18 protein-coding genes are annotated in these 20685 nt (G+C 68.9%); 7 read left to right on the forward strand and 11 right to left on the reverse strand.

The genetic code is table 11. The features are described from left to right. The first annotated feature begins 102 nt into the window (after positions 1-102). Positions 103-1788, forward strand: a complete 1686-nt coding sequence (locus tag H4F99_RS04790) for a sensor domain-containing diguanylate cyclase (RefSeq protein WP_182668594.1) — start codon at positions 103-105, stop codon at positions 1786-1788. On the opposite strand, the gene H4F99_RS04795 is transcribed toward H4F99_RS04790, so the two are convergent. Both H4F99_RS04795 and H4F99_RS04800 read right to left on the reverse strand, forming a co-directional pair. Next, positions 1764-3092 (reverse strand): amidohydrolase family protein, encoded by a 1329-nt coding sequence (locus tag H4F99_RS04795; RefSeq protein WP_182668595.1) that lies wholly within the window; start codon positions 3090-3092, stop codon positions 1764-1766. The genes H4F99_RS04790 and H4F99_RS04795 overlap by 25 nt on opposite strands. Next, positions 3089-4477 carry an amidohydrolase gene (locus H4F99_RS04800; RefSeq protein ID WP_182668596.1) on the reverse strand — a complete coding sequence of 463 codons (1389 nt, stop codon included), beginning with the start codon at positions 4475-4477 and terminating at the stop codon, positions 3089-3091. The genes H4F99_RS04795 and H4F99_RS04800 overlap by 4 nt, the downstream gene beginning before the upstream one ends. Positions 4478-4629: 152 nt before the next feature. Between H4F99_RS04800 and H4F99_RS04805 the strand changes: the two genes are divergently transcribed. Beyond that, the gene (locus H4F99_RS04805) at positions 4630-5220 is read left to right on the forward strand and encodes a lysozyme inhibitor LprI family protein (protein ID WP_182668597.1); all 591 of its coding nucleotides are present in this window, start codon (positions 4630-4632) and stop codon (positions 5218-5220) included. A gap of 133 nt (positions 5221-5353) precedes the next feature. Continuing rightward, a complete protein-coding gene (locus tag H4F99_RS04810) occupies positions 5354-5896 on the forward strand; it encodes a DUF924 family protein (protein ID WP_182668598.1) in 543 nt (180 codons plus the stop codon). A 72-nt stretch (positions 5897-5968) separates the two neighbouring features. Here H4F99_RS04810 and grxD read toward each other — a convergent pair whose 3' ends face one another. After that, positions 5969-6898: a Grx4 family monothiol glutaredoxin gene (gene grxD / locus H4F99_RS04815; RefSeq protein ID WP_182668599.1), complete on the reverse strand. Its 930-nt coding sequence runs from the start codon at positions 6896-6898 to the stop codon at positions 5969-5971. Between the two features lie 86 nt (positions 6899-6984). On the opposite strand from grxD, the gene H4F99_RS04820 reads away from it, so the two are divergent. Beyond that, positions 6985-7785, forward strand: coding sequence for a polysaccharide deacetylase family protein (locus H4F99_RS04820; RefSeq protein ID WP_182668600.1), 801 nt, complete (start codon positions 6985-6987; stop codon positions 7783-7785). Here the strand turns inward: H4F99_RS04820 and H4F99_RS04825 are convergent. The 4 genes from H4F99_RS04825 to H4F99_RS04840 form a co-directional block, all read right to left on the reverse strand. Next, positions 7748-8443 carry a methyltransferase domain-containing protein gene (locus H4F99_RS04825; protein ID WP_182668601.1) on the reverse strand — a complete coding sequence of 232 codons (696 nt, stop codon included), beginning with the start codon at positions 8441-8443 and terminating at the stop codon, positions 7748-7750. The genes H4F99_RS04820 and H4F99_RS04825 overlap by 38 nt on opposite strands. A gap of 6 nt (positions 8444-8449) precedes the next feature. Beyond that, a complete protein-coding gene (locus H4F99_RS04830) occupies positions 8450-9058 on the reverse strand; it encodes an SGNH/GDSL hydrolase family protein (protein ID WP_182668800.1) in 609 nt (202 codons plus the stop codon). An 85-nt stretch (positions 9059-9143) separates the two neighbouring features. Beyond that, positions 9144-10397 carry a pyridoxal phosphate-dependent aminotransferase gene (locus H4F99_RS04835; RefSeq protein WP_182668602.1) on the reverse strand — a complete coding sequence of 418 codons (1254 nt, stop codon included), beginning with the start codon at positions 10395-10397 and terminating at the stop codon, positions 9144-9146. 260 nt (positions 10398-10657) lie between these two features. Next, entirely contained in the window at positions 10658-12160 is a 1503-nt protein-coding gene (locus tag H4F99_RS04840; protein ID WP_182668603.1) for an N-acetylmuramoyl-L-alanine amidase, read from the reverse strand. A 320-nt stretch (positions 12161-12480) separates the two neighbouring features. On the opposite strand from H4F99_RS04840, the gene rsgA reads away from it, so the two are divergent. From rsgA to H4F99_RS04855, 3 genes are all read left to right on the forward strand, one after another. Then, entirely contained in the window at positions 12481-13623 is a 1143-nt protein-coding gene (gene rsgA / locus H4F99_RS04845; protein ID WP_182668604.1) for a ribosome small subunit-dependent GTPase A, read from the forward strand. A 60-nt stretch (positions 13624-13683) separates the two neighbouring features. After that, entirely contained in the window at positions 13684-14946 is a 1263-nt protein-coding gene (locus H4F99_RS04850; protein WP_182668605.1) for a flavohemoglobin expression-modulating QEGLA motif protein, read from the forward strand. A 104-nt stretch (positions 14947-15050) separates the two neighbouring features. Further along, a complete protein-coding gene (locus tag H4F99_RS04855; protein WP_182668606.1) occupies positions 15051-17345 on the forward strand; it encodes an NADP-dependent malic enzyme in 2295 nt (764 codons plus the stop codon). Positions 17346-17420: 75 nt separating this feature from the next. Here the strand turns inward: H4F99_RS04855 and H4F99_RS04860 are convergent, their stop codons facing one another. From H4F99_RS04860 to H4F99_RS04875, 4 genes are read right to left on the reverse strand one after another with little or no spacing between them, the layout of a single operon-like run. Continuing rightward, positions 17421-17834: an STAS domain-containing protein gene (locus H4F99_RS04860; protein ID WP_343064137.1), complete on the reverse strand. Its 414-nt coding sequence runs from the start codon at positions 17832-17834 to the stop codon at positions 17421-17423. A gap of 34 nt (positions 17835-17868) precedes the next feature. Beyond that, complete coding sequence (locus H4F99_RS04865; RefSeq protein ID WP_425487993.1) at positions 17869-18252, reverse strand: STAS domain-containing protein; 384 nt, start codon at positions 18250-18252, stop codon at positions 17869-17871. Beyond that, positions 18252-18683 (reverse strand): ATP-binding protein, encoded by a 432-nt coding sequence (locus H4F99_RS04870; protein WP_182668608.1) that lies wholly within the window; start codon positions 18681-18683, stop codon positions 18252-18254. Before H4F99_RS04870 ends, H4F99_RS04865 begins: the two co-directional genes overlap by 1 nt. Then, positions 18677-20650, reverse strand: a complete 1974-nt coding sequence (locus H4F99_RS04875; RefSeq protein WP_182668609.1) for a SpoIIE family protein phosphatase — start codon at positions 20648-20650, stop codon at positions 18677-18679. Before H4F99_RS04875 ends, H4F99_RS04870 begins: the two co-directional genes overlap by 7 nt. Between the last annotated feature and the right edge of the window lie 35 nt (positions 20651-20685).

Below are 20685 nucleotides of genomic sequence, written 5' to 3' on the forward strand. Positions count from 1 at the left end.
GACCTCCCGTGCGGCCGGGCGCAGCCGGCGTGGCACGAAGGCGGCCGGGGTTGTCGCGCGCGCCATCGCGGGGGGACACTGGGGCCCCCAGCGGAGAGCGGAATGCCCCGGATCTGGACTGCGATCGCGTTGTGCCTGCTGTGCGTGTGCTCGGGCACCGGCCGTGCGGCGCTGCCGGAACGGGTGGAGCGGCTCGAAGCCGCCCCGGATGCGTCGACGGTGGCGTTGCGCTCCGCCACGCGTCATGCACGGCCGGTGGACGCCGGGCTAGGGAACGGCTGGTGGCGCGTAACGCCCGGCGCGGGAGGGGAACACGCGGAAAGGGAGCACGCGGAAGGGGAGCACGGACGCCTGCTGCTGGTCTACCACCCCTACAGCGCAGAGGTGACCGTGCGGGCGCCTCCCGATTATCGGCCGGTCGTCGCCGACATCTTCGGCCACGGCGAGCCGGCCCATTCCCGACGCGCCCTCGTGTTCGAGCTCGCGTCGTCGGCGCCCGTCTATGTCGGCATCCGCGATGCCCGCTACCCCCTGCAGCTGGCGATACGTTCCCCCGCGGCCTATGCGGTGGAGGACCATGCCCACGTGCGCGTGCTGTGGGGGTGCATCGGCGTCCTGCTGGGGGTCTCGCTGGTCGTGCTGCTGTTCTGGCTGCGCCTGCGCGAACGGGTGTACCTGCTGTTCGCGCTGAGCATGCTCTCGCAGACGTTGTACCTGCTGTGCGCCTATGGCGACGCGTATGCGCTTCCCGGCTTGGGCTGGCTGGGGCGTTTCGGCGTGCAGGGCATCTGGTTCGTGGCCACCGGATCCACCATGGTCACGGTGTTGTTCCTGCTGGATTTCGGCGAACTCAGGCCACGGGCGCCGCGCCTGAGCCAATGGCTCTGGGCGGTGGGGTTCGTATTGCCCGCGGTGCTGTTGGCGGCCTTGCTGGTGCCCACCGGAGGCAGCAAGGCGTGGTTCCCGCCGCTCGGCAACGGCTTGCTGCTGCTCGCGAACGCGCTTGCGCTGGTCGCGCTGGCGCGGGCCTGGCTGAAGGGCGGACGGCATGCCGGCTTCGTGCTGATCGCGTGGGTGCCGATCGTGGCGGTGTCGACCGCCCGGGCCGTGCAGCTGGGCCTCGGCGCGCGGCTGGTGCCATGGCTGGAATATGGCCTGCCGTTGATGCTGGCGTTCGCCGCGGTGGTGCTCGTGCTCGGGCTGGCCGACCGGATGCTGATGTTCCGGCGCGAGCGCGACGAAGCCAAGCAGCACGCCGAGCACGACGGCCTCACCGGTGCCTACAACCGGGAGGGCATCATCGCGGGACTGGAGCGGGCGCTGCAGGAGTCACGTCGGACCCACCAGCCGGTGGCGGTGCTGTTCCTCGACCTCGACCGCTTCAAGACGATCAACGACACGCACGGCCATGCGGTCGGCGATGCCTGCCTGCGCGCCGTGGTCCAGGTGATCCGGGAACAGGCGCGGCTGGGCGACCACCTGGGCCGCGTGGGGGGCGAGGAGTTCCTGCTCTATCTCCCGGGGGCCACCCTGGCGGCGGCCCGCGGCACCGCGGAGCGGCTGCGTTCGGAAGTCGAGAGCCGCTGCGCGCGGGTGATGGGGGCGCCGGTTGGCCTGACCCTCAGCATCGGCGTGGTCGGCTGCAGCGACCAGGACGACGTCCACTCGCTGATCGAGCGGGCCGACGCCGCCATGTACCAGGCCAAGCGCGATGGCCGGAACCGCGTCGTCGTGTTCGACGGCGACGCGGCCTCAAGCCGGCCTCAGCCCCCGGCGGGCGCCGGGTAGGCGCGGGGCAGCCCGCCCTGGTCGCGCGGTGCCTGCGGGCGCAGGTAACGGTCGCGCAGTTCGGTCTGGCGGCTGCGCATCGGGATCGCGCGACCATCCAGCCAGACCTGCTGGGCGACGCTGCTCACCTCGAGCGGGTCGCCGCTCCACAGCACCAGGTCGGCGCGGTGGCCCGGTGCGATGCGGCCGACTTCGCCGGCCACCCCGAGCGCCTGCGCCGGTACCGTGGTCAGTCCGGCCAGCGCCTTGTCCCAGGGCAGCCCGTGTGCGACCGCGTTGCCGGCGAGCTGGCGGACCTTCCGCGCATTGTGCGAGTCGCCGAGGGTGAAGCCGACCGGCACCCCGGCCGCCGACAGCCGGGCAGCGTTCTCGAAGCTCGCATGGGTGGCATCGAAACTGGACGGCAGATTGTCCAGCGGATTGACGAACACCGGCACGCCGGCTGCCGCCAGCTCCCCCGCGACCTGCCAGGCTTCGCCGCCGCCGGTGATCGCGATCCGCACGCCATGGCGCCTGGACCAGCGCAACAGTTGCCGGATGTCGGCGGCACGGTCGACGTCGACGAACACGCGTCCGCCGTTGTCGATGTAGTGCAGCAGGGTGCGGCGGCCGGCCGGCGTGAGCAGGGCCATGTTCGACGACGACGGGACCTGTCCGCGGGCCTCGTCGATCAGCTGGTCCAGCAGCATCCACTGCGCGGCCCGCGACTTGCCGGTCAGGCCCGACGCGCGGCTGCCCAGCCCCAGGAACAGCACGCGGTTGCCAATCGGGTCGAGGCTGCCGTCCAGGCGCACCGGCGCGCCCTGGCCGCCGATCAGCGAGCCGCCGGCCGTGCTGCCGGCCCCAAGCAGGGTCCAGCCGATGCCTTCGATCCGCGCCACCGGCACCAGTACCGACGCGGGGTTGTAGGCGAGGGTGACGTCGAATTCCGGACGGACCGTCATTTCCTTGGTCTCGGCGCCGAGCGCAAGCGTCGCATCGACCGTGCTTTCCTCGCCCGACACTTCTTCCAGGCCGATCTCGGTGATGCCGCCGAAGAGGGTCGGGGTCAGGTAACGGCCTTCGGCTTCCACCACCTGCACGCCGGCAGGTGCTGGCAGCTGGCATTCGGCGGATGCCGTGACGACAACCGAGCGGACCACGCCACCACGGACCAGCACGCAGCCACTTTCAGCGACCCCCGCGGCTTCGGCGCCCTGCACGCGGGCATTGCGGACCAGCAGGTCCTGCGCGAACGCCGGCATGGCGGCGCCGGCCAGCATCAGGCTGGCGGCAGCGAGCGCCTGGATCACGGGCCGCTTCATTCCGCACCTCCCATCGGGCTCTGCGCATCGGTCGCGCCGTGCCCCAGCATGAAATCGGAGGCCGGCTGGCGGCTCCGGTCGTTGAGGTCGAACACCCGCGCACCGTCGACATACACCTGCTCGGCCTTCGCGTAGACGCTGAAGGGCGTGCCGTTCCACACCACCACGTCGGCCATCTTGCCGGCCTCGAGCGTGCCGGTCTGCTCGAGGATGCCCAGCGATTGCGCGGCGTTCGAGGTCAGCCAGCGGATCGCGCGCTCCGGCGGGATGTCGATGCCCACCTGGCCCGCGTGCGCCATCACCTTCGCCGCCTCCTGGTTGAGGCGCTGGATGCCCTCCGCGGAATCCGAATGCACGATGGCGCAGCCGCCCTCCGGGCGGTCGACCAGCGCGATGTTCTCCTGGATGCCGTCGAAGGCCTCCATCTTGAAGCCCCACCAGTCGGCCCACAGCGCACCGCAGGTGCCGGCCTCGGCCAGGCGGTCGGCGATCTTGTAGGCCTCCACGCCATGGTGGAAGGCGGCGACCCGGAAACCGAACTCCTCCGCGAGGTCGAGCATCGTCGCCATCTCGTCAGCGCGGTAGCAGTGGATGTGCACCTGGATGTCGCCCTCGATCGCACCGGCGAGGGTGTCGAGCTTCAGGTCGCGCTTGCCGCCTTCTTCCTCGCCATTGCGCTTGTCGCGGTACTCGGCGGCCTCGATGAAGGCGGCGCGGTAGCCGGCGACGTTGCCCATGCGCGTGCCCGGCGCGGTGCCGCGGCCGCCATACACGCGCTTGGGGTTCTCGCCGCAGGCCATCTTCAGGCCCCATGGCGCGCCCGGGAACTTCATCGCCTGGTAGGTCACCGCCGGGACGTTCTTGAGGGTCACGCCGCGCCCGCCGACCAGGTTGGCCGAGCCGGGCAGGATCTGCATCGCGGTCACGCCGCCGGCCAGCGCCGCGGCGAAACCGGGGTCCTGCGGCCACACCGAATGTTCGGCCCAGACGTTGGCGGTGACCGGCGAGGTCATCTCGTTGCCGTCGCTGTGCGCGTTGACGTTCGGGCTGGCGTACACGCCCAGGTGCGAGTGCACGTCGATGATGCCCGGCGTCACCCACTTGCCGGTGCCGTCGACCTGGGTGGCACCCTCGGCCGACAGGCCACGTCCGACCGCTTCGATCCGGCCCTCGCGCATCAGCACGTCGGCGCCGTCGAGGCGTTCGCCAGTGCCGGTGAGTACGGTCGCATTGCGGATCAGCACCGGCGGCGCCGCGATGCGCTCGTAGGTGCTGGGATACGGATCGTCGACGAAGGACGAGGTCTTGCGGGCGGCCTGGGCGCCGCCGCAGGCAAGCGCGCCGGCGACCGCCACGGCGAGCGCGGCGTGGAAGGATCTGGACATGCGGTGGTTCCCCGGGGTGTCACGTGACAACCCGACGACCCTAGACGGCGCCGGCGCCCCTGCCAACCCTGACGAAGGTCATGGCGGGCGCCGGGTCGCAGCGTGGGAGACCGCGAACGGGCACACTAGCGTGCTAAACCGAAGGAGCGGTCATGGAACAGGTTCTGTATCTCATCGTTGGCGCGGCCTTGACCTGGACGTTCTACTTCGTCCAGCGAAGGGTCGAGCGCCGGCGCAGCACCGACGCCATCGACCGGCACCAGCGCCTTCTTGCGCTGAAGCAGGGCCTGGAGTCCGCCGACACCAGCGTCGAGGACCTGCGCCGGTTCGAGAACCGCCTGCTCGGACGTGCCGAGACCGCCGCGCGGCTGGCCGACAACTGGTTCACCAAGGCCGAAGCGCTGGCTCGCCATGCTGGCGACGAGGGCACCACGGTCACCGACATCGACCGCGAAGCGATGGCCGCGGTGCGTGAGGCCGATGCCACCCTCGAGGTGCTCGTCCGCCACCTGCGCCGGCAGCTCGACGGGGAAGCCCTGCAGACCTTCGAGCAGGCGCACGCGCGATGGCTGGAATACCGCGAGCGCTACGCGCGCTTCGTCGCCGCCTCGTACTCGGGCGGTGCACTGCGCCCGCTGATCCACGCCGTCACCCTCGAAAGCGTGACCCTCGCCTGGATCAACGAACTGGAAATGCAACTCGGCGACGAGGACGAGACCGACCTGGAGGACGCCCCGGCGTGAATGCGGCTCCCCGGCAGGAGCGGGGGATGCCGCGCATGCGGGTGGCCGGCCTCGCGGTGGGGCGCCCGGCGCTCTTGCGCCGGCGCACACGAGGGGGCTGTTAGGGTAGTCGCCCCCCGAACAGGAGCCCACCGTGAACGTCAGCCCATCCGAAGTCGTTACTTTCTGGCGCGATGCCGGCGTCGAACGCTGGTTCGGCAAGGACGAGACCTTCGACGACATGTGCGAGATGGCCTTCGAGGACGCCGTCGAGGACGCCGCCGCAGGCAAGGCCGAACACTGGATGGACTCGGCCGAGGGCGCGCTCGCCCTGGTCCTGCTGCTCGACCAGATGCCGCGCAACATCCACCGGGACAGTGCCCAGGCCTATGCGCACGACGCGCTTGCGCGCCAGTATGCCGACCAGGCCATCGAGCGCGGCTATGACGTTGAGGTCGATCCAACCCTGCAGGTGTTCTTCTACCTGCCGTTCGAGCACTCCGAGGACCTCGAGGACCAGCAGCGCTCGGTGGAGCTGCACCAGAACCTGGTGGGCGAGGACGCCGACAAGTGGGCCGTGCTGCACAAGGACATCATCGAGCGCTTCGGCCGCTTCCCGCACCGAAATGCCGTGCTTGGCCGCGAGACCACGGCCGAGGAGCAGGCCTGGCTGGATGCCGGCGGCTTCAAGGGCTGAGCCGGCCCCTGCAACGAAGAAGGCGCCGGGCCCGGCCCGACGCCTTCCTGTCACGCGGTCACGCGGGTGCGATCAGTACTTCGCGATCGCGCCGTCCACGTCCGCCCAGGCATCGATGCCGCCGGTGACGTTGTAAACCTCCCGGAAGCCGAGGCCGCGGAAATGTTCCGCGGCCTGCGCGCTGCGCTGGCCGTGGTGGCAGAGGAACGCAATCGGTGTCGCCTTGTCGAGCGCTTCGAGCGCCTTGATCCCATCGCCGTCGATGTCCGAGAACGCCACGTTGACCGAGGCCTGCGCGCGCTCGGCCGCCGGGCGCACGTCGACCAGGGTGAGCGTGCCCGCGGCCACGCGGGAAGCGGCATCAGCCGGGGCGATGTCGCGCACCTTGGGCGGCGCGTTCGGGTTCTCGATCACCAGGCCGCGGCCGCGCTCGTCGTCGACCCAGTCGATCGACAGGCCGTCCGCGCGGCGCACGCCGGCGACGTCGAACTGCAGGCGCAGGCCATCGAGCTCCACCGCGATCGCGTTGGCATCGGCCGGCGCGAGCTGGAGCCGGGCCTGGAAACGCGGATCGACCTCGACCTGCACCGCATAGCCGGCACCGGCGCCTTCGGCCGCTTCGCGCAGCATCTTCAGCGCCGACGGCGTCACCGTGATCGTCGGCGGGCTGCGGTCGGGTGCCGGTAGGCCCAGCGCCGCGTGCAGCTCACCGGAATTCAGCATCTGCTCGACGATGTCGCTGCCGCCGACCAGCTCGCCGCCGATGTAGAGCTGCGGGATCGTCGGCCACTCGCCGTAGACCTTGATGCCTTCGCGCAGCTCCGGGTCGGAGAGCACGTCGACGTGGGCGTAACCCTGCGGCAGCAGGCTGTTCAGCGCGCCCGAGGCCTTCGCGGAGAAGCCGCACTGGGGGGCATCCGGGGCGCCCTTCATGAACAGGACGACCGGGTTCGACTGCAACAGGGACTCGATGCGCGAACGCACGGCGGGGTCGAGGGACATCGGGCTACCTTCGTCTGGCGTGGGGTGTGGTCGGAACGTGGGGGCGGTGCGCCGGGGATGCAAGCGCGACCGGGGTAGGATGCCGCATGCGCCCTGAAGACCGCCTGCACCAATGTCCCCGCCATCCCTGGGCCTGGGCGTGGCTGTTCGGCGCCTCGCAGCTGGGGGTGGCCGCTCTGTGGTGGGCCGGGGGCTGGCGCTGTGGATTGCCGGCGCTGGCACTGAGCCACCTGGCGATGGTCTGGGGCACGCTGAAGCCGCAGTCGCGGCTGTTCGGTCCCGTATTGGACCGTCTGGAGACGGAGGAGAAGGTGGTCTGGCTGACCATCGACGACGGCCCTTCGGACGAGACGCCTGCGGTGCTCGACCTGCTGGAACGCCATGGGGCGCGCGCGACGTTCTTCATGGTCGGCGCGCGCGCGGCGGCACGGCCCGACCGCGTCCGCGAGGTGCTCCGGCGCGGCCACGAGGTCGGCAACCACAGCCTCGACCATCCCTCGGCGCGCTTCTGGATGCTGGGGCCGCGGGCCATGCGGCACCAGGTGGAAGACGGGCAGGCCGCGCTGGCCGCCATCACCGGCAGGCCGCCGCGCTGGTTCCGCGCGGTCGTCGGCATGGCCAATCCCTTCGTGCATGCGCCACTGAAAGACCTGGGCCTGGCCCGGGTGGCCTGGAGCGCACGCGGCTTCGACGCGGTCGCGTCGGACCCGACGCAAGTAGTCGCGCGCATCGAGCGCGACCTCGCGCCCGGCGCGATCGTCCTGCTGCACGAAGGCGCTGCGCATGGCCGGAACCTCGAGACGCTGGCGCTGCTGCTGCAGCGTCTGGACGCGCTGGGTTACCGCGCCGTCATCCCGGACGCGTCGCCAGCACCCGCCAGTTGTTGAAGGGCGTGTTGCCGGACAGCGAGGCGACCTGCACCTGCAGGCCGGCCGCTTCCAGCCGGCCGCACAACCCTGCCCGGTCCGGATAGCGGTCGGGGCCGGCGGCCATCCAGCCCAGCGCCCGCGAGAACACATCGACCGCGCGGGTGACCCGGGCACGGCGGCCGCCATCGTCGAACCCGGTGCGGATCACCAGCACCCCGCCGGGCGGCAGCATGCCGATGCAGGCGTCGAGCAGGTCGGCATGCGCGTGGGCCGGGACGAACTGCAGCACGTCCAGCAGGGCCACGTCGCCGGTGTGCGTGGGTCGCGACCGGGCCAGGTCGACCGCTTCGAAGGCAACATCCGCCAGTCCCGCCCGGGCTGCGGCACGCCGGGCACGCGCGACCTTGCCGGCATCGATGTCGACGCCCCGGTAGGGCATCGCTTCGCCGCCGTCACGCAGGGCGTGCGCCAGCAGGCCCAGGCCGCAGCCGAGGTCGAGCAGTGGCGTCTTCCGGCCGTGCAGTGCCTCCATGACGCCCGGGTAGAGCGGATCACGCGCGAGCTTGCTGCGCGTGTAGAAGTAGTCCCAGTAGTTGCCCAGTGCACGCTGCGGGCGGTAGGCCGCGGCGATCCGTCCGGCCGTGGCCGGCGGCAGTGCGCGCGTTTCGTCGCCCATCGGGTCTCAGCGGGCGAGCAGGCCGCGCGCGACCGGGACGGCCTCGCGGGTCCATTCGGCGTACATCGCGGCCGAGGGGTGCAGGCCATCGTCCGCGACCATGGCCGGCTCGCCACCTCGTGCCCGCGACACCGGGGTGATGTCGACGAAGGCCACGCCCCGCGCGGCGCAGCGCTCACGCGCGGTCGCATTGAAGGCGTCGATGGCCTGGCCGATGGACTCGCTCCCACGCGTGTCCTCGCGCCCGAACGGGGTCACCCCCCAGTCGGGTATCGACAGCACCACCACGCGTTCGGGACGGCCGCCTGCATACGCAATCGCGCGCTGCAGCAGCGCATCGAACTCGTCGCGGTAATTGTCGAGCGGACGGTTCCGATACTGGTTGTTCACGCCGATCAGCAGACTGACGAAGCCCCATTCGCCCAGCGGTTCGGCCGCATCCAGCGCGGTGGCGAGTTCGTCGGTGGTCCACCCGGTGGTGGCGATGATGCGCGGGTCCGCGAGCGGGAGGCCGTCGGCGCGCAGCGCCGTGGCCAGCTGTACCGGCCATCGGCTCTCCTCGGCCACCGCTTCGCCGATGGTGTAGCTGTCGCCGAGTGCGAGGTAGGTCGTCATCGGGGCGTCCCGGGTCTCATGGGGGGTGCATGCCGCCAACAGCACCGCGAACAGCAGGGCCGCGGCCGAGGCCAGCCGCACGGGGCTAGGCGATCGCCGCACGGGTATCGCGACGGGACGCCCCGGCCATGCGGTCGAGCACCCGGTCGATGCGCTCGAACACTTCGCGCAGCTGCTCCGGCGGCGGCAGCAGGGTCACGCGGAAATGGTTGCGGTAGGGCACGTTGAAGCTGCTGCCGGGCACCACCAGCACGTCCTCGGACTCCAGCAGCTCGAGCGCGAAGCGGTGGTCGTCGAAGCCTTCCGCTGCCTCGCCCACCACCGACGGGAACGCGTACAGCGCGGCATCCGGGGTGACCAGGGCCAGGTGCGGACTGGCCGCGACGGCGTCGACCACGGCGCGGCGCGCCTCATGCAGGCGCCCACCGGGCGCGCACAGCGCGCCGATGGTGTCGTCGCCCTGCAGCGCCGCCTGCACCGCGAACTGGCCGGGCACATTGGCGCACAGGCGCAGCGCGCCAAGCAGGTCCATCGCATGGTGGAACGCGCCCACCCGCATCGGATCGCCCGACAGCACCGCCCAGCCCACGCGCCAGCCGCAGGCGCGGTGCACCTTGCTCAGGCCGCTGAAGGACAGGCAAGGCACGTCGCCGGCGAGCGGTGCGATCGGTTGGAACGCCGCGTCGTCGTAGAGGATTGCGTCGTAGATCTCGTCGCAGAGCAGCAGCAGGCCATGGCGCTCGGCGATGGCGACGATGCGTTCGATCAGCTCGCGTGGATAGTTCGCGCCGGTCGGGTTGTTCGGGTTGATCAGCACGATCGCGCGGGTCCGGCTGGACACCAGCGCCTCGATCTCGTCCGGGTCCGGCAGGAAGCCGTTCGACGGCAGGCAGCGGTAATAGACCGGGCGCCCATCGTTGAGGATGGTCGCCGCCGACCACAGCGGATAGTCCGGCGACGGCAGCAGCACCTCGTCACCCGGGTTCAGCAGGGCACGCAGCGACAGGTCGATCAGCTCGCTGACGCCATTGCCGATGAATACGCGCTCCGGGGTCACGTGCGGGGTGCCGCGTGCCTTGTAGTGCGCGGCGACCGCCTCGCGCGCTTCCGGTAGGCCCTGCTGGTGGGTGTACGGATCGGTCTGGTCGATACCGTCGACGATCGCGCGCTGCAGGTGCGCCGGCGCACGGAAGCCGAAGGCCCCCGGGTTGCCGATGTTGAGCTTGATCAGCGTGCGGCCCTGCACCTCCAGCTCGCGGGCCCGCCGGGCGAGCTCACCACGAATCTCGTAACGGACTTCGGACAGGCGTTCGCGGGTCTTGAGGGGGGCAGCGGGCATCGGCGGGAAGGGGCGGTGTGAAGGGATGGGCGAAATTTCCGCCAGACTATCCGAATGCGCGGCCGTGTCCAATCAGGACAATGCCGATATGCCGGCGTTGTCCCGAGCTGGATATATGGCACCGCTCACTGCCAATATTTGCACGGTGCGGATTCCAGTTGTCGATGGCCAGACCTTGTCTTGGGTGCAGACAACGCTGACACCCAAAGTTCTGCGCGTTAAATGTGGGCGCTGGTGACTCCCTGACCTGGTGAGAGCTGTCAGCTCACGTCAGGAAATACCATGCCCATGCAGGTAAAGCTGCCCTCGTGCCACTCGGTCCTGACGCCATCTGCGTCAGTGAGGCGCGCGCGAAATTCGATGATCTGTTGTTCCGGCGGATCTCCACCGCATCTGAAGGGAAAGAGCAGTGGAGATTCAGTGCCCATCGTGGGATAGGTGCCATCCTCGCATTCTACGCCGGCAGGGCAGTGAAGTGTTTCTATCTCAATCGTTGCGGGAAGCTGAGGGTAACCTTCGTAGTGCGCGAGCAACGGCACGTATTTGCCAGGCGGGTTGGATCCAGCGCCAATCATGGGTATGTCAGTGACCCTGAACTCCTTGCATGGTTCTCCCTCGGCATGCAAGCGATAGCCTTTCTCAACTCCTTTCATTGCGGCTGTACGAAAAGCCGGGTCCTTTAGCGCTGCGGCATCGCTCGGATTGGTATGAAATCCAGACTCGACAATCACCGATGGCATTTCGGCCAAGCGATTCTTGCCTTTGTTGTTTGGCTCTGCTGCAGTTGCAACGTAGTAATCTTCGTATGGTCCCTGGGCTTGGATTAATTCCTTCATGTAGCAGAGAATGCTGTTGCCTAAACTCGAATCGGCAGGACGTCCTGTTTGGTAGTACACGCGAGTCCCGGTGATAGTTGTGTTCTCTGAGGCATTGGTATGCAGGTGGAGAAGTGTTGCGGCTTTTATATGGTTGGCAAACTTCGGTCGACTGCGAATGTCCTCTAAGGCCTCCCGATTTGCTTCAGGACTGCTCGGCAAGGAGGCCCATATTTCCGCCTCAGTTGGGAAGGCCGCTTCTAATGCGTAGCGTGCCCCCATTTGCCACCAGGGATGGCCACTTGCCGTATGCAATTCTGGTGATTGACTACGCGGGCGGGCGATAGCGCCTAACGTTTCGTGACTGCGCTCGATCAACCAGTGGCTGAGTTCGTCCGCGTACGCTGGTGTAATGAAATCTTCAACTATCCCATTGTGCTGGTCACGCTGGGGGCACCATGGCGTACCACACGCAGAGTCATAATGTAGATAAACGCCGTGTCCAGCGGCAACGACGACCGTCCCGTTGGTTGTGAATCTGTTGGTATCAGGCTGATAGGAGCGAAGTCGCTCAGGAGGTGCTTCTTCGGGGTAGTAGTGATAGATATCCCTGCCCTCGAAAAGGATCTCGACTCCGTTGATCTTCACTACATCTCGAAGTAATTCGTGAGCGGCCATGGAGATCGCTGACATGGCATCCTCGAAGTCTGCACCTATATAGCGTACGCCTCGGTTGTAGTCTGAGTTGCGCGGTAGATATCCTTTGCCCATGTCTACGATCAACCAAGGCGCGTTGGCGCCCGTGCCAAACTCGTCGCGGTGTTCGAATCGGGAGGACAAGACGAGAGGATGCATCCCTTGCCCTTCAATGCGCTTCTGTCTGTCAACGGTCCCCTGCAATTCCGCTTTCAACATTCTTTCCAGCTGAGCACGTTCTGTCTGCTTCATCTGGAAGGGCGATAGCGGTCGTGCCTGACCTTCAGTCTGAGCGATGACTGCCGGAGCACCCAATGCCAGGGCGAGTACCAACAGAGCGCGACGTAGTCCAGTCCTCATGAGGGGCTTTGCCCTTGAGGGTTTTGGCGAGCGAGACGAGCAGTACATAGTAGACACGTTGACCTCCTTGTTCCTTGTCTGTGCGTGATCAGACTCCTGCAAAAGAAGCGTCACGTCAAATAACTCCGAATTTTGTATAACTTGTTGCCTAAGCAGCACGCCCCTTCTTCCGTCCGGTAGAATCCCGCTAACCGCGATGGTGATCTATTCGTATGACCTCTGCGCTACAGGTAATCGGTTGGCCTTTTGTCGGGTCGCGGCCCATTGCAGGCGAAACCGTTCCCGGCGGCTGGGCAGTTCTGTTTATAGCCCATCCCGGCGCCCGGCCTGCCCGCATCGTCGAGCAGCACCGCAGCGGCTACGTCGTCGCCGAGGCGCCGGACGACGGCTACCCCGCCGAATCGCTGCCCGAATGGCAGCGCGCGGGCAACTACCGCAAGGGCGGCATCGACCCCGAATCGCGGCCGGCGGTCGGCGACTGGGTGCTGGTCGAGGGCGAAGGCGGCGCGGCCCGCATCGTCGCGCTGCTGCCGCGCTACAGCGCGGTCAAGCGCGCCGCGGCGGGCGAGCACTACAAACAGCAGCTGATCGCCGCCAACGTCGACACCGTGTTCGTCGTGTGCGGCCTCGACGACGACTTCAATCCGCGCCGGATCGAGCGCTACCTGCTGCTGGTGCGCAGTGGCGGCGCCGAGCCGGTGGTGGTGCTGACCAAGGCCGACCGCGCCGAGGCCGGGCGTCAAGGAGCGGTGGCGGACGCCGTCGCAGGTCTCGGTGACCTGGGCCTCGAAGGCCTGGCCGTGGTGCCGGTCAACGCACGCGACCCGTCCAGCGTCGATGCGCTGGCGGACTGGCTGCATCCCGGCCGCACGGTGGTGCTCGTCGGCAGTTCGGGCGCGGGCAAGTCCACGCTGACCAACAGCCTGTTCGGCAACGAGCGGATGAAGACCGGCGCGGTGCGCGAGCGGGATTCCCGTGGCCGCCACACCACGACCCACCGGGCGCTGGTGGCGCTGCCGAGCGGGGCCTGCCTGATCGACACGCCCGGCATGCGCGAACTCAAGCCGACCGGCGAGGAAGACGTCACCGAGAACTTCAGCGATATCGAAGCGCTGGCCGCGACCTGCCGGTTCCGCGATTGCGCCCATGGCAAAGAGCCCGGCTGCGCGGTGCGCGCAGCGATCGAGTCCGGCGTGCTGGACGCCGAACGCTTCGCCAACTACCGCAAGCTCAGCGACGAAGTCGCCGGTGCCGCCGCCACCCTGGCCGAGCGCCGTGTCGAGCAGAAAGCCCGCGGCCGCGACCAGAGCCGCACCCTCAACCGCCGCCTCGACGAGAAGTACGGCCGCCACTGAGGCGCCACCGCGCCGGCGAACGGGTATGCTCGGGCCAGGTCGACCCGCCCGCCGAGCCCAATGCCGGAAGCCCTGAACGCCATCGACCACCATGCCGCGCTGGATGCGCGCATGGTCGCCGCCGCCCGCGGCATCCACCTGCTGTCGCTGACCAGCTGGCCGGCGCGGGTCGAGGACACCTTCCTTGCGGCCCATGCCCGCGGCGCCCTGGTGCTGCCGCAGGTCGAGTATCCGAAGCACGACTTCAGTGAATCGCGCGCCGAACTGCAGGCGGTATACCAGGCGGCTGATCCGGACCACCCCCTGGGCCAGTACATCCGCGAATCCGCGACCAGTTGGATGAGCGCCACGCACCTGCTCGAGTGCCTGGGCACCCCCGACGTCACCCGACACTCGATCGACCTGTTCGGGCGTCCTGACCAGCCGCTTCCGGGCGACGGGCCGACCACCGTCGATGCCGCGCGCCACTTCATCTCGATCGCCGACGAACTCGACCGCGAGCTGCTCGCGCCCTCCGAGCACATCACCGTGTCCGCCACTGCGCTGCAACTGCAGCTCCAGCGCGAGCTCGACAATTTCTTCGGCGAACGCGTGATCGACGTCGAACTCGACCCCGACATGATCGCCAAGGCCGCCGCCGGCGCGACCCGCATCCGCCTGCGCAGCAATGCGGCGTTCTCCGATTACGACCGCGAGCAGCTGCTCCAGCACGAGGCCTTCGTCCATTCGCTGACCGCGATCAACGGCCGCGCGCAGCCGGTGCTCGGCAGCCTGGGGCTGGCCTCGCCGCGCAGCACCGAGACGCAGGAAGGTCTGGCGACCTTCGCCGAGCAGATCACCGGCGCCATCGACATCAGCCGGATGAAGCGCATCAGCCTGCGCATCGAAGCGGTGGGCATGGCGCTGGAGGGTGCGGACTTCATCCAGGTGTTCCAGTACTTCCTCGCCGCCGGGCAGACCGCCGAGGAAAGCTTCGCGTCCGCCCAGCGCGTGTTCCGGGGCTGCCCGGTCACCGGCGGTTACGCCTTCACCAAGGACTCGGTCTACCTGCGCGGCCTGGTGTCGGTGCACACCTTCTTCCGCTGGGCCCTGCGCGAACAGAAACTGCAGCTGTGCCGCTGGCTGTTCGCCGGGAAGATGACCCTGGACGACGTCCAGCGTTTCGAGCCGCTCTTCATCGATGGCACCCTCGAACCCGCGCGCTGGATGCCGCACTGGCTGACGCGTGCCAACGGCCTGGCCGGCACGCTGGCCTTCTCGCTGTTCGCCAACCGCATCCGCCTCGATGCCATCGCCGGTGGCGACGAGCCGCTGAGCCTGTAGGATGGCCGCAGTGCGCTGGCGTATGGATGGACGGCCAAGTGGGGTCACCGCCTGTTTGGACGCGCGGCGTTAGAATCCACGGCCCGCTCACGGTTCCACGCCCGATGTCCGACCAAGACGCCTTCAAGCAAGCCGCGCTCGATTACCACCGCCTCAGCCCCCCCGGCAAGATCAAGGTCACCGCGACCAAGCCGATGGTGACCCAGCGCGACCTCGCCCTGGCCTACTCGCCGGGCGTGGCCTTCGCCTGCGAGGAGATCGCGGCCAATCCGGACACCGCCCGCGACTACACCGCCCGTGGCAACCTGGTGGCGGTGGTCAGCAACGGCACCGCGGTGCTCGGCCTGGGCGACATCGGCGCGCTGGCCGGCAAGCCGGTCATGGAAGGCAAGGGCGTGCTGTTCCAGAAGTTCGCCGGCATCGATGTGTTCGACATCGAGGTCGACGAGAAGGACCCGGACAAGCTGGTCGACATCATCGCCAGCCTCGAGCCGACCTTCGGCGGCATCAACCTCGAGGACATCAAGGCCCCCGAGTGCTTCATCGTCGAGCGCAAGCTGCGCGAGCGGATGAACATCCCGGTGTTCCACGACGACCAGCACGGCACCGCGATCATCGTCGGCGCCGCGGTGCTGAACGCGTTGGAAGTCGCGGGCAAGCACATCGAGGACGTCCGCCTGGCCACCGCCGGCGCCGGTGCCGCGGGCATCGCCTGCCTCGACATGCTGGTCGCGCTGGGCATGAAGCCGGAAAACATCCTCGCGGTCGATCGCGACGGCGTGCTCTACACCGGTCGCGAGCACATGGACGCCGACAAGGCGCGCTATGCGCGCGACACCGACAAGCGCACGCTGGCCGACATTGTCGAGGGCGCCGACATCTTCCTCGGCCTGTCCGCCGGCGGCGTGCTGAAGCCGGAGATGGTCGCGAGCATGGCCGACAAGCCGATCATCCTCGCGCTGGCCAACCCGTACCCGGAGATCCTGCCGGAGGACGCGAAGAAGGTCCGCCCCGACTGCATCATCGCCACCGGCCGTTCGGACTACCCGAACCAGGTCAACAACGCGCTGTGCTTCCCCTACATCTTCCGCGGCGCGCTGGACGTCGGTGCGACCGGTATCAACGAGGCGATGAAGCTCGCCTGCGTGCGCGCGATCGCCCGCCTGGCGCGGATGGAGGCCAGCGACCTCGGCAATGCCTATGGCGGCGACATCCCGACCTTCGGCGCCGAGTACCTGATCCCGCGTCCGTTCGACCCGCGCCTGCTGGTCATGCTCGCGCCTGCCGTCGCGCTGGCGGCGATGGAATCCGGCGTCGCCACGCGCCCGCTGGAGGACGTCGAGGCCTACGTCGAGCAGCTCGGCCAGTTCATCCACCGCACCGGCCTGGTGATGAAGCCGGTCTACGACCGCGCCCGCGCCGACCGAAAGCGCGTGGTCTACGCCGAAGGCGAGGAAGAAACCGTGTTGCGCGGCGTGCAGACGGTGATCGACGAGCGCCTCGCATTCCCGATCCTGATCGGCCGGCCCGAAGTGATCCAGCAGCGCATCGATCGCCTCGGGCTGCGCATGCGCGCCGGCGTCGACTTCGAGCTGACCAACATCAACGACGACCCGCGCTTCAACGAGTACTGGCAGCAGTACCACGCGCTGACCCAACGCCGCGGCGTCACCCCGGCGGCGGCCAAGAACCTGCTGCGTTCGCGGCCGACCCTGATCGCCGCGCTGATGGTCGAGCGCGGCGAAGCCGACGCGATGATCTGCGGCCTGGTCGGGCGCTTCCACAAGAAGCTCGGCTACCTGCGCAGCGTGTTCGACTTCGACCGCGGCGTCACCGGCACCGCGGCGATGACCGGCGTGATCAACGAGAAGGGAATCTGGTTCTTCCTCGACACCCACGTGCAGGTCGATCCGCCGGCCGAGCAGATCGCCGAGGCGACCCTGCAGGCGACCTACCGCCTCAAGCTGTTCGGCATCGATCCCAAGGTCGCGCTGCTGTCGCACTCCAACTTCGGCAGCCACGACAACGCCTCGGCGGCGAAGATGCGCAGGGTCCGCGAGATCCTCGCCCAGCGCGCACCGCGGCTGGAGGTGGACGGCGAGATGATGGCCGACACCGCATGGGACGAGGAGCTGCGCCACCGCATCTTCCCGAACACCACGCTGAAGGGCCGCGCCAACCTGTTCGTGATGCCGAACCTCGACGCGGCCAACATCACCTACAACATGATCCGCATGATGACCGAGGGCGTCGCGCTCGGACCGATCCTGATGGGCCTGGACAAGCCCGCGCACATCCTGACGCCGAATTCGACCTCGCGACGGGTCATCAACATGACCGCGATCGCCGCGGTCGACGCGCAGATCCGCGCCGCGCGCGAGGCCGACGGCAAGGCCTGAGCCGCCCGGCATCGCCATGCGACGGGGCGGCCATGGCCGTCCCGTCTGCGTTCATGGCGCCCCGTTGCACCCCGGTCAGTGACCGAAGTCGTCCTCGGCCGGCCGCTCGTCGCCGAGCAGGCCTTCCAGCACCTGACGCTGCACCTCGTCGAGATAGGCGTCCAGCGCCTCGGTGGTATCGAACACGGCCTCCAGCGGCACGGCGCGGGCGAGGTCCATCACCTTGCGGATCTGCGCCTGCGGATGCAGCACCAGCACCTGCCCGCGCTTCGGCGCCAGCGCCTGCCGCGCCTGCAGGATGCAGCGGATCCCGGCGCTGCTGATGTACTCCAGATGCGCCATGTCCAGGACCAGCGCGCGCGGCCCGTCGGACAGCAGGTCCTCCAGCGCGTCCTGGAGCTGCCCGTAGGTATGGGTGTCCAGCCGTCCGGACAGTTTCAGGTACTGGTTGCCGTTGACCGGCGGGTAGACATCGATGTCCAGCGGCACGGCTGCGCCCTCCGTGTGAGCCGTTGCGTCGGGGTCAGTCTTCGTCGTCGCCCTGCAGCACCTTGCGCTGCATCGCGTCGAGGTAGGCATCCGCTTCCTCGGTCGAGGCGAAGATCTCGTTCATCGGCACCGCCTTGACCATGTCGAAGACCTTGCGGATCTGCGGCTGCGGGTTTGCCACCAGGACCCGGCCGCCGCGCGCCGCCAGCGCCTTGCGCGCCTTGAAGATCGAGCGGATGCCGGCCGAGCTGATGTACTCCAGCCCGCCCAGGTCCAGCACCAGCGTGGTCACGCCGCCGTCGGCGAGGGTCGGCACCAGGGCCTGATCGAGCTGGTCGTAGGTGTGGGTGTCGAGGCGTCCGGACACGGTGACGCGCTGGCTGTCCGCGCCCGGTTGGAGGTCGATCAAGAGGCTCATCAGGCGGTCTCCGTGTCGTGCATGCGCAGGGTCAGGTCCAGCAGGTTATACGGTCCTTCGCGCCGGTACTCCACCGACTCGGCAAGGTTGCGGATCAGGTGCAGGCCCAGCCCGCCGATATCGCGGTCGAGGATGTCCGCGTCCAGGTCCGGTTCGGCCATCGCGGTCGGGTCGAAGGGTGCACCGGTATCGCGGAACTCCAGCTTGAGCAGGTCGTCATCGATGCCGATGTGCACGGACAGCTCATGCCGCGGCATGCCCGACGGATCGCCGCCGTACTTGATGACGTTGCTGGCGAGTTCCTCGACGATCAGCCGCACGTCGTCGCGCAGCGCCTGGCCAATGCCATGGCGCAGCAGCACGGCCTCCAGCGAGGCATTCATGTCTTCCACCCGGGCCAGCTCGCCGGGCACGATCAGGCGTATCAACATCCTCGGGCCTCCTCCGGGAGCGGTGCTCCGTCCTCGCGCAGGCGGATCGCCAGCACGGTGATGTCGTCCTGTGCCGCCGGCTGCGCGTAGGCATGCACGTCGGCGATCAGGCGTTCGCACTGGTCGCGCGCATCGCGCTCGGCGCGGACGCTCGCCACCAGTCCCTCCATACCGAAAGCCACGTTACCCGCATCGAAGGCCTCGGTCACGCCGTCGGTGTAGGCGAGCAGGGTCATGCCGGCGGCGAGGCGCCCGTGCCAGCTCGGGAACGCCTCGTGGACTTCGAAGCCCAGCGGCGGCCCCGACTCGAACTCCAGCACGTCCGCGCGCCCGTCCGCATGCAGCAGCAGCGGCGGGTCGTGGCCCGCGCTCGACAGCACGCAGTCGCCCGTGCGCACGTTGATGCGCCCGCACAGCACCGTCGCGAACATGCAGGTGTCGTTGCCCTCGACCAGCCGCCGCGACGCGCGCGCGAGCACCTGTGCCGGCTCGCCGGTCGCCCGCGCCGCGACTTCGAGCACGGTGGTGGTGCGCGCCATGAACAGCGCGGCGGGCACGCCCTTGTCCGACACGTCGCCGATCGCGAACCACAGGTCGCCATCGCCCAGTTCGACGAAGGTGTAGAAGTCGCCGCCGACCGCCTTGGCCGGCTCCAGCTGTGCGTGGACCTCCAGGTGGTGGTCGGCACGGTCGATGACGCGGCCCGGCGGCAGCATCGCCAGCTGGATGTCGCGCGCGATCGACAGCTCGCTCTCCAGTTTCTGCCGCGCCGCACCCATTGCCTCGATCTCGGCCAGTTGCCGCTGGATCGAGGTGCGTGCGTGTTCCAGCGTGCGTGCCATCACCCCGACCTCGTCGCGGCGCCGGGTATGCGCCATCGGGCTGTCGTAATCGCCCGCGGCGATGCGCGCGGCCGATGCGGTCAGCGCCTGCACCGGCGTGGCGATGCGCTTGGCCAGCCGCCGCACCACGAACATGCACAGCAGGCTCAGTACCAGCCCGGCCAGCGCGATCAGCACCAGCGCCTGGTGGGCGCGCGCCAGCATCAGCGATTGCGACTGCGAGACCAGCAGCATCCAGCCGGTATCGCCGACCGGCTCCGCCACGCTGTAGCGCGACTCCCCGGTCTCGGTGTTGACGTGGGCGAAGGCGAGGTAGCGGCGGGCCTGGACCGCCTCGATCAGCGGGCCCAGGTCGGTGCGGCCGAAGGCGACGGCGAGTTCGTCCAGGGTGCGCCGGTCCTCGGTGACGTTGACGAAGCTGTCCATCGCCAGGGTGCCGTCGGGCGCGACCAGGGTCACCCGGGAGCCAGGCAGGTAGGCCAATGGCTCGAGTTCCCGGGTCAGCGTCTCCACCGGCAGGTCCAGGCTGACCATGCCGCGGTTCTCGCCGTCCGCGCCCCGCAGCGGCGCGTTGTAGGTCACGGTCCACAGGTGGCCGGCGGTCTCGTTCAGATAGGGGTCGGACCACCAGGCCGCGTCGGACGCGATCGTGCGCTGGAACCAGGCCTGCGCGCGGTAGTCGTAGCCGGTCGCGATGAAGTCGCGGCCTTCGCCGCTGGCCGGGGAATAGACCGCGTAGGCCGGCTGCTCGCCGCGGGGCTCCAGCGCCAGCAGGCCGCCGATGCAGCCCGGTGTCGCCGCGACCAGCGCACGCAGGGTCTGGGTGAGTTCGGCCGGCGCGAGGTCCGAACCGGCGGCCAGCGTCGACAGCCCCTGCGTGGTCACCGTGGTGGTGTGCATCACCGTTTCCAGGTGGTCGGCCGCCTGGCGCGCGTTCGCCATCGCATCCAGCCGGCTTTCCTCGGCGATGTCCCAGTGCAGGTAGGCGCCGATGGCGGTGGTCAGCAGCACCACCACCGCGATCAGCATCGCGCCCGTCCACAGCGCGATGCGCGTGCGCAGGCTGTCGCGGGCACGGACATGGTTCGGGTCGCCTGCGCGACCGGTGGGCCTGCCTTCCTGCATCGATCGTCGTCCCCCGGGCGGCCGCGCGCGCGGCC

The sequence above is a fragment of the Marilutibacter penaei genome, from assembly GCF_014145395.1.
GTDB classification, from domain to species: domain Bacteria; phylum Pseudomonadota; class Gammaproteobacteria; order Xanthomonadales; family Xanthomonadaceae; genus Marilutibacter; species Marilutibacter penaei.

Coding starts and splice junctions, on each gene's coding strand:
- H4F99_RS04855 (WP_182668606.1), top strand. CDS start 15,051: ATGTCCGACCAAGACGCCTTCAAGCAAGCCGCGCTCGATTACCACCGC.
- H4F99_RS04850 (WP_182668605.1), top strand. CDS start 13,684: ATGCCGGAAGCCCTGAACGCCATCGACCACCATGCCGCGCTGGATGCG.
- H4F99_RS04790 (WP_182668594.1), top strand. CDS start 103: ATGCCCCGGATCTGGACTGCGATCGCGTTGTGCCTGCTGTGCGTGTGC.
- H4F99_RS04830 (WP_182668800.1), bottom strand. CDS start 9,058: ATGACGACCTACCTCGCACTCGGCGACAGCTACACCATCGGCGAAGCG.
- H4F99_RS04805 (WP_182668597.1), top strand. CDS start 4,630: ATGGAACAGGTTCTGTATCTCATCGTTGGCGCGGCCTTGACCTGGACG.
- H4F99_RS04820 (WP_182668600.1), top strand. CDS start 6,985: ATGCGCCCTGAAGACCGCCTGCACCAATGTCCCCGCCATCCCTGGGCC.
- H4F99_RS04840 (WP_182668603.1), bottom strand. CDS start 12,160: ATGAAGCAGACAGAACGTGCTCAGCTGGAAAGAATGTTGAAAGCGGAA.
- H4F99_RS04835 (WP_182668602.1), bottom strand. CDS start 10,397: ATGCCCGCTGCCCCCCTCAAGACCCGCGAACGCCTGTCCGAAGTCCGT.
- rsgA (WP_182668604.1), top strand. CDS start 12,481: ATGACCTCTGCGCTACAGGTAATCGGTTGGCCTTTTGTCGGGTCGCGG.
- grxD (WP_182668599.1), bottom strand. CDS start 6,898: ATGTCCCTCGACCCCGCCGTGCGTTCGCGCATCGAGTCCCTGTTGCAG.
- H4F99_RS04800 (WP_182668596.1), bottom strand. CDS start 4,477: ATGTCCAGATCCTTCCACGCCGCGCTCGCCGTGGCGGTCGCCGGCGCG.
- H4F99_RS04825 (WP_182668601.1), bottom strand. CDS start 8,443: ATGGGCGACGAAACGCGCGCACTGCCGCCGGCCACGGCCGGACGGATC.
- H4F99_RS04795 (WP_182668595.1), bottom strand. CDS start 3,092: ATGAAGCGGCCCGTGATCCAGGCGCTCGCTGCCGCCAGCCTGATGCTG.
- H4F99_RS04875 (WP_182668609.1), bottom strand. CDS start 20,650: ATGCAGGAAGGCAGGCCCACCGGTCGCGCAGGCGACCCGAACCATGTC.
- H4F99_RS04865 (WP_425487993.1), bottom strand. CDS start 18,252: ATGAGCCTCTTGATCGACCTCCAACCGGGCGCGGACAGCCAGCGCGTC.
- H4F99_RS04870 (WP_182668608.1), bottom strand. CDS start 18,683: ATGTTGATACGCCTGATCGTGCCCGGCGAGCTGGCCCGGGTGGAAGAC.